Origin of the sequence: Pseudomonas sp. R84 (assembly GCF_009834515.1) — a bacterium.
Lineage (GTDB): Bacteria > Pseudomonadota > Gammaproteobacteria > Pseudomonadales > Pseudomonadaceae > Aquipseudomonas.
Map to the genome: position 1 here is coordinate 2,900,349 of NZ_CP019426.1, position 12,938 is coordinate 2,913,286.

Consider the following 12,938-nt stretch of genomic DNA (forward strand, 5'->3'; position numbering starts at 1 on the left):
TGCCGACGCTCTATTGAAGGCAGAACGGCGGGAACTGAAAAGCTCCCGCCGTTTGAATTTTACTCAGCGACTGGCTTCGGCCAGACCCGCCTCAATGAAACGTACTGAGCTCTCCATTGCCTGTTGACCTTCTGGCAGCATGGCAGAGTAGAAGTGCCAGGCGTGGAACATGGCAGGCCATACCTCGAGATTGACCCGGACACGGTTGTCCGCCAGATGGGTGGCAAGCCGCATCGCGTCACTCAGCATCAGCTCGTTCTCGCCAATCTGTACCAGAATGGGTGGGAGTCCAGTGACGTCCGCGAAAACCGGCGATGCCAGAGGATGGTTGGCCAGTGTCTCGCCAAGGAATGTTCTGGCAAGAATATCCAGAACAGGCTTGGAATTCAGCGGGTCCAGGCCCTCACGGTTGCTCATAGAGGCGCCGGTGTGTTCGAGGTTTGCCCAAGGCGAGATCGAAGAACCCACCGCAGGTAACGCAAGCCCTTTGGATTTGGCAGCCACCATCACGCTTACAACCATTGCGCCGCCAGCCGACTCGCCGGAAAACGCGATTTTTTCAGCCGGGATTTTCTGCTCAAGCAACCACTCGTAGGCGCGCAGGGTATCGTCGATGGAGGCGGGGAATTTGTGCTCCGGGGCCAGGCGGTAGTCAGGCATGTATACACGAGCGCCCAGCATTTTCGCGTAGTTGCCACCAATGCCATGGTAGCCATCTGGACGGCCGACAATGTAAGCCCCGCCATGGATGTACATCACAACTGCGTCGGTCTTGACTTCATCGGGTGTCACCAGGGTTCCTGGAACACCGCCCATGTCGACTGCTTCGAACCTGACGCCGGTGGGCGCTGGATTTAGCGCGAGCATTCCTGCGTAGGCGTCGCGGATATCGCTCATTTTCGTGGTGGTATCAATGCCTTTGAGGACAGGTACCAAATCGCTCAGGCTGTTGGCCCAGGTTTGAACGGCTGCTTTTACTTTCGTATTCATAGTGATCTCGATTGAAGGAGGGCATTGGATTAGCTAATTGAGATACTATTCTCTTGATTGGGGAATAGGGTTCCCCATAGCGAGTGCCGTGGCGCCCGAACGTTGAGCGAGTGAGGAAGTATGGAAATTCATAACCTGAACGACATCGCGGCTTTTGTGAGTTCTGTAAATGCCGGAAGCTTTACCGCAGCTGCCAAGCAATTAGGTCTCACTCGTTCGGCAGTGGGTAAATCGATTGTCAGGCTGGAAGCTCGATTGCAAGTGCGGTTACTCAACCGCACAACCCGCAGTCTGAGCCTGACGGACGACGGTCAGGTTCTCTACGAGCGCTGCGTTGGCATCCTTCAAGATCTTGACGATGTCGAAGATGCACTGGCGTTTCGTCGCTCGACACCCAGTGGGCGATTGCGTATGAGTCTGCCGGTTGCGCTGGGTAGGCTTCACGTTCTCCCTCATATCGAATGCTGTCTGAAGGACTGGCCTTCGCTAAGTGTCGACGTTACGTTTTCCGACCGACTGGTAGACCTCATTGATGAGGGGTTTGATCTGGCCATGCGAATTGGCCCGCCCAAAGAGGATTCTCGATTGCTGACGCGCACGGTGGCGTACCAGCAAATGATCACCTGTGCTTCACCCCACTATCTGGCTGAGCATCCACGGCCACAAACGCCCGAAGAACTGTCCACGCACGAATGTCTGCATTTCGTCAGCGGGGGACGATTACTTCCATGGAATTTTCGAGTAGACGGCCAAGCGGTTGCCTTTACTCAAGGTGGGCGGCTACAGATGGACAGCGCGGAAGCGCTGCATGAGTGCGCGATGGCGGGCTTGGGTATTGCGACACTGCCGTCGTACGTAGTGAGCCACCAACTACGCAGCGGCAAGCTTGTTCAACTGCTCGAAGAATACGCTGAGGCCGCAGAACCCATCCGGATCATCTATCCCAGCAAACGACATCTTTCGCCCAAGATCCGCCTGTTCATCGATAAGCTTTTAGACGCGTGGTCTCCTTGTCCGCCGTGGGAACAATGTCTGGTTGATGATATTGGCGCTGTATGAAAAGGGGAGCTGATGCTCCCGGCGGAACGGCTAGTTGCAATGTTGTCAGGAGCGCTGATAGAAGCGTTACAACCGATCACTTGAGGGCAGACGCTCAATCGCATCGGCACCCGCCGTTCAGAAACGATCGAGTCTGAAGCGTTCATCTGCCGTCAGATCAGTCACCTGATGCGTCGTTGCTGGCCGAGCCATCCGCACCACCATCTCCGCTGTCACCGCCGCCTGTGTCAGCCCCAGATGCTGATGCCCAAAAGCAAGCAACACCTTACCTCCACAGACCCGATCAATCACCGGCAACGAATCCGGTAACGACGGTCGAAAACCCATCCACGGCGTCGCCGCTTCAGCACTCAGATCCTGGCGAAACAAGCCCTGACTCAACCGATGCAACTGCCACGCGCGTTCCATGCTCGGTGGCTTTTCCAGCCCGGCGAACTCAACGGTGCCGGCCAGGCGCAACCCTTCGGACATCGGCGTCATGATGAACTTGCGTTCCAGCGAGGTCACGGGGAAGGGCAGTCGGTCGTGTTCCTGAGGCAGCATCAGGTGATACCCGCGCTCGGTGTCCAGCGGTACTTTTTTGCCGGCGAGGGCGGCGGTGAGTTTCGCCGAATGTGCGCCACAGGCGATCAGCACGCGGCGTGCAGTCAGACCGCCATTGCCGGTGGTCAGCGTCACCCCGTGCTCTTGCACATAGCCACCCTGAACCTGCTGCTGTACGAAGCTCACGCCGCTGGCCTTGGCCGCTTCGACCAATTCACACACCACGCGATACGGGTCGATGAAGTGCCCGGTGCGCGGAAAGAACAAGCCGCCCTGAATCTGTTCGCTGAGTTGCGGCGCGGTGTCGCGTATGGCGCCGGCCTGCCAGAGGTCGACCGGCACTTGCTGCTGATGCATCCGGGCCTGTAATGCCTGGATGGTCTGACGCGATTCGGGGCGCTCGAATACCAGTAACGATCCATCGATCTTCAGCAGGTCCGGCCGCTGGATGTCGGCGAGCAAGCGCTGCCAGGCCTCCAGACTGCTTTCATTCAGGGCGCGCAAGCCTGCTACGGTATTCTGAAAAGGCGCCGGGCGCAGATTCAGCAACAGCCGGGTAAACCACGGCAAGGCGCGCGGCAGGTATTTCCAGTCCAGCCGCAATGGCCCCATCGGATCCAGCAGCATGGCTGGCAGGCGCTTGAGGATGGACGCGTCGGCAATTGGAAACACCTGCTCGGTCGCCAGATGCCCGGCGTTGCCGAACGAGGCGCCGTGGCCGGGTGGCTGCTGATCAATCACCACCACACGCAATCCCTGGCGCGCCAGACGCAGTGCGCAGGCGACGCCGATGATGCCGGCGCCGACCACAGCAATGTCGCGGGAGACGTTATTGGTCATGGTACTGCGCTTCCCTTTGCCCATCGAGCAGACGTCGCAATTGCAGCGGGTTGTCATGTTTCAACGCTTCAGGCAGCAAGTTCTCCGGGAAGTCCTGATAGCAGACCGGACGCAGAAAACGCAGGATCGCCGCTGTACCGACGGATGTAGTGCGCGCATCGGATGTGGCCGGGAACGGCCCGCCATGCACCATTGCGTCACACACCTCGACGCCGGTGGGCCAGCCGTTGACCAGCAACCGACCGGCCTTGCGTTCCAGTGTCGGCAGCAGGTCGCGTGCCTGTTCCAGATCTTGCTCATCCAGATGCAATGTCGCGGTCAACTGGCCCTCCAGATGTTCGGTGACCTGGCGGATTTCAGTTTCACTTTCGCATTGCACAATTAATGCAGCTGCACCGAAGGCTTCAGCTTGCAGGCGGTGATCGGCGAGAAAGTCGGCGGCTTCGGTCACGAATACACGGGCCTGACATTGATTCGGGCCGTTGCCGCTTAGACCAACACCCGCGATGTTCGCACTGGCATTCTCGGCCAGCGCATTCACGGCAGATTCGTAAGCACTGAAGATGCCCTGTGTGAGCATCGTTTGCGCCGGACTGCGTTGAATAATTTCGGTGGTGGCGCCAATGAATCTGTCCAGCGCCGGTTCTTTCAAGGCAATCACCAAGCCCGGATTAGTGCAGAACTGGCCCGCGCCCAGCGTCAGCGACGCCACAAACCCTTCAGCCAACGCCTGCGTGCGATTCTCCAGCGCCGCAGGAAACAGCAGCACCGGATTGATCGAACTCATTTCCGCGTATACCGGAATCGGCTCGGGCCGTGCTTGCGCCGCTTGAATCAATGCCAGACCGCCGCTGCGCGAGCCGGTGAAACCCACTGCTTTGATCCGTGGATCAGTGACCAGCGCAATGCCCACTTCGCGGCCGGAACCGTACAGCAACGAGAACACGCCTTCCGGCAAACCACAGGTTTTTACCGCCCGAGCGACTGCGCGGCCGACCAGTTCGCTGGTGCCGGGATGCGCACTGTGCGCTTTGACGATCACCGGGCAACCGGCGGCCAGCGCCGATGCGGTGTCACCGCCGGCCACGGAGAACGCCAGCGGGAAATTGCTCGCGCCGAACACCGCGACCGGCCCCAGTGCAATCTGCCGTTGACGCAGATCCGCGCGCGGCAGTGGTTGGCGCTGCGGTTGCGCGCTATCGACGCGCACATCCAGCCACTCACCAGCGCGGACCGTGCGGGCGAACATTCTTAATTGTTGGCAAGTGCGCCCGCGTTCGCCCAATAAACGCGCACGCGGCAGGCCGGTTTCGGTGTGGGCACGCTCGATCAGTTCATCGCCGAGGGCTTCGATTTCCTTGGCAATGCTTTCGATAAATTCGGCGCGGACATTCAGGGTAGTTTCGCGATAAACATCGAACGCTGCCCAAGCCAGAGCACAGGCCTGTTCGACATGCTCGGCCGATCCACCGGCATACGCTGGTTGCAGCGCTTCATCGGTGGCCGGATTGATCCCGCGAATGGCGGCGCGATTGCCCGCAACCGAGTGCTGTCCGATCAGCATGTGGCCCGTCAGAGTCATGGTGTCTTCCTGATGAAAAGGGAAATGCCTGCCGCGTAGCACTACGCATCGCGGCAGGTGAGGCTGAAGTGTCAGGCGAAGCTCTGTTCCGCCGACCAGTTCTCGTACCAGTGACGGAACAGCGAGTACTGCTTCTCGGCATAACGCCGCTGCGAATCGCTCAACGCATCGGTTTCGTTGAAGTGCAGGGTGTATTCCTTGTCGCCGTTGAGCACCATCAGGTGTTTGTAATACAGCACCAGGTCGCAGCCTTCATCGAACGACGACAACACGGCCAGCGCCGATTCCAGCTCCCGCGCCTGACGACGGGCTTTGGCATCACCCTTGGCCGCTTGCTTGCTCAGCGCGACCAGTTGCAGCACCTCGCGGGGCAGCGCGTTGCCGATACCGGTGATCGCGCCGGTGGCGTTGCAGTTGACGAAACCGTGCACCACTTGGGTGTCGACGCCGACCATCAGGGTCACGTCTTCATCTTTGGAGGTGATGTTTTCGGCGGCGTAACGCAGGTCGGCGCCACCGCCAAACTCCTTGAAGCCGATCAGGTTCGGGTGCTCGCGGCGCAGTTCGAAGAACAGGTCGGCGCGGGTGGCGAAGCCGTAGTAGGGGCTGTTGTAGATCACTGCCGGCAGGTTCGGCGCGGCTTGCAGAATCGCGGCGAAGTGGGCTTTTTGCGCGGCCGGCGAAGCACCACGGGACAGTACGCGTGGAATCACCATTAAACCCTGCGCGCCAACTTTCGCCGCGTGCGCCGCATGGGCAACCGCTTCGCGCGAGTTCACTGCGCCGGTTCCGACAATGGTTGGAATCCCGGCGGCGACCAGACGCGCCACGCCTTCCTGCCGTTCAGCCTCGGTGAGCAACGGCCAGTCGCCCATCGAACCGCAATAAACCACGGCGCTCATGCCGACATCGATCAGCTCGCGACCCTTGGCCACCAACGCGTCGAAGTCCGGTTTGCGTTGGGCGGTGCACGGGGTCATCAGGGCCGGCATGCAACCGGTGAAGATGTTGTCGCTCATTGCTTTAACTCCTTGGCACATCGTTCAAATTGAGGTGAAAAGTCAGCGCGGCGGCTCAGATGCCCCACGCGAACGGGTCTGCTTCGTCGATCAGCAACGTGCTGTCGGCGGTCATGTAGGCACGGCCGGTGATGAACGGGCGGATGCGTTCGCCATGCCATTCAAAGCGGCCTTCGAACTGGCTGCCGGTGATGCTCGCCTGCACCCAGGTTGCGCCGGGTTGCAGTTTTTCGTCGGCCGCAAGGCAGGCGAGTTTGGCGCTGGTGCCGGTGCCGCAAGGGGAGCGGTCGTAGGCTTTGCCAGGGCACATGACGAAGTTGCGGCTGTCGGCCCGATCGTCATCGGCGAACAGTTCGATGTGATCGATGACGGCACCGTCTTCGCCGAAAATGCCCTGATCTTCGAGGGCCTTGAGCATGGCCCAGGTGTACGCCGTGAGGTGTTCGACGTTGTCCATGGTCAGCGTCTGGCCGTGCTCGGAGACGAGGAAAAACCAGTTGCCGCCGTAAGCGACATCGCCGAATACACGGCCGTAACCCGGCACATCCACCGATACCTGTTTGCGGTGACGATAAGCGGGGACGTTGCCCAAGGTGACGGTTCCGTCGTCATGCAACGTGGCACTGACCGGGCCGACCGGGGTGTCGATCTTGTGGATGCCTGGCTCGATTTTCCCCAGGTACTGCAACGAGTTGATCAGGCCGATGGTGCCGTGGCCGCACATACCCAGATAACCGGCATTGTTGAAGAAAATCACCCCGCACGTGGCGTCCGGCGAGACCGGCGCGCAATACAACGCGCCGACCAGCACATCGTTGCCGCGCGGTTCCAGCAGGCAGGCGCGGCGCCATTGATCATGCTGAGTGCGCAGCGCATCGCGTTTTTCCACCATGCTGTTGCCGGGCAGATTCGGGAAGCCTGTCATCACCAGACGCGTGGGTTCACCGCCGGTGTGGGAATCAATGACGTGTAGTTCTTTCATGATTAGATCCCGTTGGTTGATTTCAGTAGGCGCCGGCAGGGCGTGCAGAAACGGTCGAGGCAGGGGCGTTGACTTCGCTTTCCTCATCGTCCTCTTCCAGACGCAGCAGATGCGCCGGCACACCGGTTGCGGCACCCCAGTAATAAATGCCGGTGGCGCAAGCAGCGACGACGATGGTGTCGAACGGATGAGCGAGGATGCCGAGGCCACCAAAGGTGCCGAGTTTCGACAGAACGATGGTCACCGCATAGAAGGCGATCAACCATGCCGAGGAACGCACTTGGCTGGCCAGATTCAGGTGAGCGGTCGGCACAAAACGACCGCAGAGCAGATAGACGACGAACATCAGGATTTGCAGGCCGAGCAGCCACGACACAGTGTTCCAGCCCGACCAGTAGACAATCAGCGCGGCGATGATGAACGACACCGGCCCGAGCAGACCCATGCACTTGACCCGGAACGGTCGTGGCATGTCTGGCGCATTACGGCGCAGCGCGGCCACGGTCACCGGCGCCACGGCGTAACTCAACACCAGCGCAGCGGAAACCACGTTGATCAGCGCTTCCCACGACGGAAATGGCAGGGTCCAGAACACCGACAGAGCAAAGGTCAGCCACAGCGCCGGACGCGGAATCCCGGACTTCTCATCGATATGAGTGAAGACTTTGAAAAAGGTCCCGGTCTGCGCCCAGCCATAGATCACGCGTGGGGTGGCGTTCATGTAGATGTTGCCGCAGCCGCTCGGCGAGATCACCGCGTCGGCGACCACCAGATACGCCAGCCAGCCCACACCCAGTGCCAGGGCGATGTCGCGGTACGGCAGGGAAAATTCCTTGCTGATCCCGGCCCAGCCATTGGCGAGCATTTCCGTCGGGATGCTGCCGAGAAAGGCCATTTGCAGCAGCACATAAATCAACGTCGACAGCAGCACCGAGAGGATCAGTGCGATGGGAATGGTGCGCTGTGGATTCTTCACTTCACTGGCCACGGAGATGATCGGCGTCAGCCCCAGGTAAGCGAAAATCACGCCACCCGCCGACACCGCCATTTCGATACCGGACAAGCCGAACGGGGCGAAACCTTGTACTTGGAAATTCGCCGGTTTGAAGAAGGTGAACAGCACGCCGATCACCAACAGCGGCACGATGAACTTGAACACGCTGACCAGATTATTGGCCTTGGCGAAGGTTTTCACGCTGCGGTAGTTGAGCAGGAAAAACACGCACAGAAGGCCGAACTGCACCAGCCAGCCGAGAATCGTCGGATCGCCGCTGCCAGCCTTGGTCAGCTCGGGAAACCACGCTGCTGCGTATTGGCGTGAGGCAACCACTTCGATCGCCACCAGACTGGAAAACGCAATCAGGGTAATGAAGCCCATCAAGTAGCCGAGCAGAGGCCCGTGGGAATAAACCGGATAGCGCACCACACCGCCGGCTCGCGGCAATGCAGCGCCTAGCTCGCAATAGACGATGCCCAGCAACAACACGGCAAAACCACCCAGCAGCCAGGAAAAAATCCCCGCCGGCCCGGCGATGGCGGACACATGACTGGCCGCGAACAACCAGCCGGAGCCGAAAATCGCCCCGAGTCCGATAAATGTGAGGTCGATCAGTGAAAGCTGTTTTTTGAACTTGCCTTGGCCTGACATGGCATCGCCTTCTTGTGAGTTATTGGATAGGCAGTTGTGTCACTGGGACGCCCAGACTTTGAACGTGTCGACGCTGTGGCGATTGATGTTTTGCGGCGGCTTCGATGACGAAATCAGCACAGTCGCGCTGAATAAACGTGGCCCTCGACATGCTTTGAACCATGCTGCAATCTGCACGCGAAGGCCGCATGGCGGGCGCTTCGTCCATCCACGTTACGAGGGGATTGTTTGATGCAGCAGGCGTTCTCGATCCTGTCTCAAGGCATTGATGGGCATCGTCCGCAGACACTTGAGGAGCTGTTGGCCGGCGCGGCGCTGCTGCTGCCGATGCTCGATGTGATCCCTAACGCGGCGATTTTCATCAAGGATGTGCAGGCCCGTTACGTGCTCGCCAACCGCACGCTGGTGCAACGCTGTGGCTTGAAGGATCTGCGTCCGCTACTTGGCAAAACCAGCGCGCAGGTATTCCCGGCGCAACTCGGGCCGGGCTACACCGAGCAGGATCGCAAAGTGCTGGAGGAGGGCTTTGTGCTGGAGGATCAGCTTGAACTGCATCTGTACGGCAGCCGCGAACCAGGCTGGTGCCTGACGCACAAGCAGCCGCTGTACAACCGTGACGGAGTGATCATTGGCCTGGCGGGGATTTCCGTGGACCTGCAATCGGCCAGTGAAACGCACCCGGCATTCGAGCGGCTGGCGGCTGTCGATGAGCATATCCGCGCGAATTTCAATCGCCGCGTGACCCTCGGTGAGCTGACCCGCATCGCTGGCATTTCCGTGGCGCAGCTGGAGCGTTACTGCAAACGCGTGTTTCACCTGACGCCACGGCAGATGATCCAGAAAGTACGCCTCGAACACGCGCATCGATTGCTGCACACCGACCTGCCGATTACCGAAGTGGCGCTGCAATGCGGCTATACCGATCACAGCGCCTTCACCCGCCAGTTCAAGGCGTCGACCGGGTTTACGCCGCGTGAGTACCGGCAGGCCACCTCACCCTGATGAAATGGCACTGAGAAGCAATGTAGGAGCTGCCGAAGGCTGCGATCTTTTGATTTTGTTTTTTAAGATCAAGATCAAAAGATCGCAGCCTTCGGCAGCTCCTACGAGGGCGTTAAGCCAGGACAGTCAGCCATGCCGAGAGCAGCAGTAACAAGGCAAGCGTCGCGTTCATCCGCTTGAACGCTTTCGGCGACCCCATCAATCGCGCACTGCCCACACCCAGCAACGCCCACAACGTCATGCATGGCAACGACACCAGCAGAAACGCCAGCGACAACACCAGCAGCCGCAGGGTCTTGTCACCACCGCCGACAAACACGCTGACCACCGCCACAGCCATCATCCACACTTTGGGGTTGACCAGTTGCAGCATCGCCGCGCCGAGCACGCTGAAACCTTCTTCCTGCGTATCCGTCGGGTCCAGCGACGGCGGCGCACTGCGAAAGATCTGCCACGCCAGCCAGCTCAACCAGAGCACACCGCCCCAGGCCATCGCTTGCTGCACGCGCGGGTAGCGCAGCAAGGTTTCGCCGGCACCGAGGCCGACCACCAATACAATCAGTGCCGCCGCCGCGCAGGCACCAAAAATGATCGGCAATGTGGCGAGCAAGCCTTGGCGCGAACTGTGGCTCAGCACCAGAATATTGGTCGGCCCCGGCGTGATCGAGGCAACGAAAGCAAACAGCAGGAAGGGCAATAATGACGCCATGGGCGGATTCCTTGGAAGTAAACACAGGAAGCCATGATCGCCAGCCGTTGTGGATCAGTCTGGAAGGTTTGAGCAGCGCTTGCGGTAGTCGGCGGGGGTAAGCTGGTAGGCGCGGCGGAACCAGCGGCCCAGATGACTCTGGTCAGCAAAACCGAGCACGCTGGCGACCTGCGCCGGCGTTTCACCCCGGGCCAGCAACTGCCGCGCCTTGGCCAGCCGTAACTGGATCAGATACGCGTGGGGCGCCAGGCCAAAAGCAGACTTGAAGGCGCGGCTGAGACGAAAACGGTCTACCCCGCAGATCCGCGCGAGATCATCGAGACCGATATCTTCATAGGTGTGCGCGTGCAGATAATCCCGCGCCAGTTGCGCCACCAATGGCAGGCGCGGATCGAAAACCTGGCGCTTGCGCCAGTCGAGATGGCGCGTGAGCGAGCTCAGCAAACCATCGACGGCGGTCTGCCGGACGATGCGCAGATCGCCGTCATGCAGCGCATGGAAGGCTTGACTGATCGCTGTGGCCAGACGCGGATCCTGACTCAGCGTGTCGGCAAAACCGGGCTGGCTGTCGGCCGGGGCGTCTTCGAACAGCGCGTGCATTTCACGCTCCAGCCAGTGCGGATCGAGGTAGAGCATCGAATAGGTAAAACCTTCCTCGGTCGGCGCTTGCCCATCGTGGATTTCCCCCGGCTCCAGCAGGAACACGTTGCCCGGCGTACTGCGATGGCGCACGCGGCGGCAATTGAACTGCTGCACACCTTGCTCGGTGACGCCGACGAGGAAACTGTCATGCCAGTGCGGATCGTAGGCATGGCCCTCAAAGTGAGCGCGAATCGATTCAATCCCGGTGTCGACATCCTGGGAAAGATCGATCCAGTTGCGTTTATCCACGAAGTCTCCAGTGTTCGGCGTTACAAAGGTGCGGCTCCATAAAATACCGCGCAATGGTGAAGGGCGTTTAGAAGATTTGTGCAGGTGAGGGGGCTAGACTCTGTAGGTCACGACCCCTTTGGCGGCAGGTGAAATACGATGCTCAACCGATGCTCGCTCTGGGGCATGCTTACCCTGATCGGCCTCAGCCTGACGTTTAACGCAGGCTGTTCCAGCCGAAAACACTATCCACCGTCGGGTGTTGGCGATGCCTGCTACGCCAAAGCCTTGCCGTCGGTCGGCGAGGGCGGTCTGGCCTGGGGCTCCAGTTTGAACATGGCTCGGCAGAAGTCGATGAACAACTGCATCCGCTATGCCGGTCGGTCTGGAGGCACGCCGGATACCTGTCAGGTGGTCTTGGCCAAATGCAAATAGCTTTCTGTTGACATGGTTGCTTCAGGCAAATATATAGTTGCCTTAAGCAACTACTTGAGTATCTGCCATGTCCAGCAGCCATCTCCTCGAACAAGCCGACGTTGTGCGCGGCTTCAACCGCTTCTACACCCATCAGATCGGCGTACTGCAGGAGCATCTGCTGCAAAGCGATTACTCGCTGACTGAGCTGCGCATTTTGTATGAACTGGCCTCGCGTGGTGACCTGACCAGCGCTGATCTGCGCCAGATGCTCGGCCTCGATGCCGGCTATATGAGCCGGATCATCAGCGGTTTCGAGAAGCGCGGCTTGATCCAGAAAGTCCCGTCGCCTACGGATGCCCGCGCTGCACAATTGCACCTCACTGACATCGGGCGCGAAATTCTGGTCCCGCTGGAAAAGGCTTCCCGCGAACAGATCGTCGCCATGCTCGAGCGATTGCCTGAACCGCAGCAAAAACAACTGATCGGCGCCATGACGCTGATCCAGGCACTGCTGGAGGGCAGCAAGGATTCAACTTACCTGTTGCGCGATCCGCAGCCCGGCGACATGGGCACGGTGATGCAACAACAAGCGGCACTCTATACCCGCGAATACGGTTGGAACGCGGAGTTCGAGGTGTTGGTGGCGGAGGTGGTCGCCAAGTACCTGCGTGATTACGACCCGACGAGCGAGCGCTGCTGGATTGCGGAAAAGGACGGCAAGGTCATCGGCTCCGTGTTCATCGTCCGCCAGGACGCCACCACTGCCAAACTGCGCATGCTCTACGTCGACGCCAGCGCGCGGGGCTTGGGCATTGGCAGTCGTCTGGTCGAGGAGTGCCTGCGCTTTGCCCGGCAGATTGGCTACCAGAAAATGACCCTGTGGACGACCAGTAACCTGACGGCTGCACGCAAGATTTATCAGCAGGCCGGGTTTGAACTGGTGGAGGAAGAAGCTGTTCACAGCTTTGGCAAGGATCTGGTGAGTCAGACGTGGGCGCGGGCGTTGTGATCTGATTTTCATCGGTGGGTGCAGTGAAAAGGCAGACGAAAAAAAACCGCCTTTGCGGGGCGGTTCTTTTGTAAACCTTGGGTTGCGACCGAGGTTTGTTGCTTCACTAGCTGCTTTAACGTTCGCTCATGGTAGGAGTCTTTGTGCCCCCTTGCAAGGTTAAAGTTCGTATGAAGCTGGTTGTTTGTGCTATTTCATTTCCAGAAAAAGCTGGCAGAAATAATGGTTAACAAAACAGAAAATTACTTTTCCTGAAAGCCTTTGAATG

At 59.5% G+C, this 12,938-nt stretch carries 12 protein-coding genes; 4 read left to right on the top strand and 8 right to left on the bottom strand.

From position 1 onward, the window contains the following. Positions 1–63: 63 nt before the first annotated feature. Positions 64–990, bottom strand: coding sequence for an alpha/beta hydrolase (locus PspR84_RS12835; RefSeq protein ID WP_174244446.1), 927 nt, complete (start codon positions 988–990; stop codon positions 64–66). A 120-nt stretch (positions 991–1,110) separates the two neighbouring features. Between PspR84_RS12835 and PspR84_RS12840 the strand changes: the two genes are divergently transcribed. Further along, a complete protein-coding gene (locus PspR84_RS12840) occupies positions 1,111–2,049 on the top strand; it encodes a LysR family transcriptional regulator (protein WP_077572477.1) in 939 nt (312 codons plus the stop codon). 117 nt (positions 2,050–2,166) lie between these two features. Here the strand turns inward: PspR84_RS12840 and PspR84_RS12845 are convergent, their stop codons facing one another. From PspR84_RS12845 to PspR84_RS12865, 5 genes are all read right to left on the bottom strand, one after another. Beyond that, positions 2,167–3,432: an FAD-dependent oxidoreductase gene (locus PspR84_RS12845; RefSeq protein ID WP_160057531.1), complete on the bottom strand. Its 1,266-nt coding sequence runs from the start codon at positions 3,430–3,432 to the stop codon at positions 2,167–2,169. Beyond that, positions 3,422–5,014, bottom strand: a complete 1,593-nt coding sequence (locus tag PspR84_RS12850) for an aldehyde dehydrogenase (NADP(+)) (RefSeq protein ID WP_160057532.1) — start codon at positions 5,012–5,014, stop codon at positions 3,422–3,424. The genes PspR84_RS12845 and PspR84_RS12850 overlap by 11 nt, the downstream gene beginning before the upstream one ends. 71 nt (positions 5,015–5,085) lie before the next feature. Continuing rightward, positions 5,086–6,033 (bottom strand): dihydrodipicolinate synthase family protein, encoded by a 948-nt coding sequence (locus PspR84_RS12855; RefSeq protein ID WP_160057533.1) that lies wholly within the window; start codon positions 6,031–6,033, stop codon positions 5,086–5,088. A gap of 55 nt (positions 6,034–6,088) precedes the next feature. Beyond that, positions 6,089–7,015: a 4-hydroxyproline epimerase gene (locus PspR84_RS12860; protein WP_160057534.1), complete on the bottom strand. Its 927-nt coding sequence runs from the start codon at positions 7,013–7,015 to the stop codon at positions 6,089–6,091. A gap of 22 nt (positions 7,016–7,037) precedes the next feature. Then, positions 7,038–8,663, bottom strand: a complete 1,626-nt coding sequence (locus tag PspR84_RS12865) for an APC family permease (protein ID WP_160057535.1) — start codon at positions 8,661–8,663, stop codon at positions 7,038–7,040. A 231-nt stretch (positions 8,664–8,894) separates the two neighbouring features. Here PspR84_RS12865 and PspR84_RS12870 point away from each other — a divergent pair, with 231 nt between their 5' ends. Then, positions 8,895–9,665, top strand: a complete 771-nt coding sequence (locus PspR84_RS12870; protein ID WP_160057536.1) for an AraC family transcriptional regulator — start codon at positions 8,895–8,897, stop codon at positions 9,663–9,665. Positions 9,666–9,777: 112 nt separating this feature from the next. Here PspR84_RS12870 and PspR84_RS12875 read toward each other — a convergent pair whose 3' ends face one another. Together PspR84_RS12875 and PspR84_RS12880 are read right to left on the bottom strand one after the other, a co-directional pair. Then, positions 9,778–10,374: a LysE family translocator gene (locus tag PspR84_RS12875; RefSeq protein WP_160057537.1), complete on the bottom strand. Its 597-nt coding sequence runs from the start codon at positions 10,372–10,374 to the stop codon at positions 9,778–9,780. Positions 10,375–10,428: 54 nt separating this feature from the next. Further along, positions 10,429–11,265: an AraC family transcriptional regulator gene (locus PspR84_RS12880; protein ID WP_095118485.1), complete on the bottom strand. Its 837-nt coding sequence runs from the start codon at positions 11,263–11,265 to the stop codon at positions 10,429–10,431. Positions 11,266–11,403: 138 nt separating this feature from the next. Between PspR84_RS12880 and PspR84_RS12885 the strand changes: the two genes are divergently transcribed. Together PspR84_RS12885 and PspR84_RS12890 are read left to right on the top strand one after the other, a co-directional pair. Next, a complete protein-coding gene (locus PspR84_RS12885) occupies positions 11,404–11,679 on the top strand; it encodes a hypothetical protein (protein WP_095118486.1) in 276 nt (91 codons plus the stop codon). 67 nt (positions 11,680–11,746) lie between these two features. Then, on the top strand, positions 11,747–12,670 hold the full coding sequence (locus PspR84_RS12890) for a helix-turn-helix domain-containing GNAT family N-acetyltransferase (RefSeq protein WP_095118487.1): 924 nt from the start codon (positions 11,747–11,749) through the stop codon (positions 12,668–12,670). Positions 12,671–12,938: the final 268 nt, after the last annotated feature.

Bases quoted from the DNA above. Each gene is read 5' to 3' on its own strand.
- PspR84_RS12835 (WP_174244446.1), bottom strand. From the start codon at position 990: ATGAATACGAAAGTAAAAGCAGCCGTTCAAACCTGGGCCAACAGCCTG.
- PspR84_RS12840 (WP_077572477.1), top strand. From the start codon at position 1,111: ATGGAAATTCATAACCTGAACGACATCGCGGCTTTTGTGAGTTCTGTA.
- PspR84_RS12845 (WP_160057531.1), bottom strand. From the start codon at position 3,432: ATGACCAATAACGTCTCCCGCGACATTGCTGTGGTCGGCGCCGGCATC.
- PspR84_RS12850 (WP_160057532.1), bottom strand. From the start codon at position 5,014: ATGACTCTGACGGGCCACATGCTGATCGGACAGCACTCGGTTGCGGGC.
- PspR84_RS12855 (WP_160057533.1), bottom strand. From the start codon at position 6,033: ATGAGCGACAACATCTTCACCGGTTGCATGCCGGCCCTGATGACCCCG.
- PspR84_RS12860 (WP_160057534.1), bottom strand. From the start codon at position 7,015: ATGAAAGAACTACACGTCATTGATTCCCACACCGGCGGTGAACCCACG.
- PspR84_RS12865 (WP_160057535.1), bottom strand. From the start codon at position 8,663: ATGTCAGGCCAAGGCAAGTTCAAAAAACAGCTTTCACTGATCGACCTC.
- PspR84_RS12870 (WP_160057536.1), top strand. From the start codon at position 8,895: ATGCAGCAGGCGTTCTCGATCCTGTCTCAAGGCATTGATGGGCATCGT.
- PspR84_RS12875 (WP_160057537.1), bottom strand. From the start codon at position 10,374: ATGGCGTCATTATTGCCCTTCCTGCTGTTTGCTTTCGTTGCCTCGATC.
- PspR84_RS12885 (WP_095118486.1), top strand. From the start codon at position 11,404: ATGCTCAACCGATGCTCGCTCTGGGGCATGCTTACCCTGATCGGCCTC.
- PspR84_RS12890 (WP_095118487.1), top strand. From the start codon at position 11,747: ATGTCCAGCAGCCATCTCCTCGAACAAGCCGACGTTGTGCGCGGCTTC.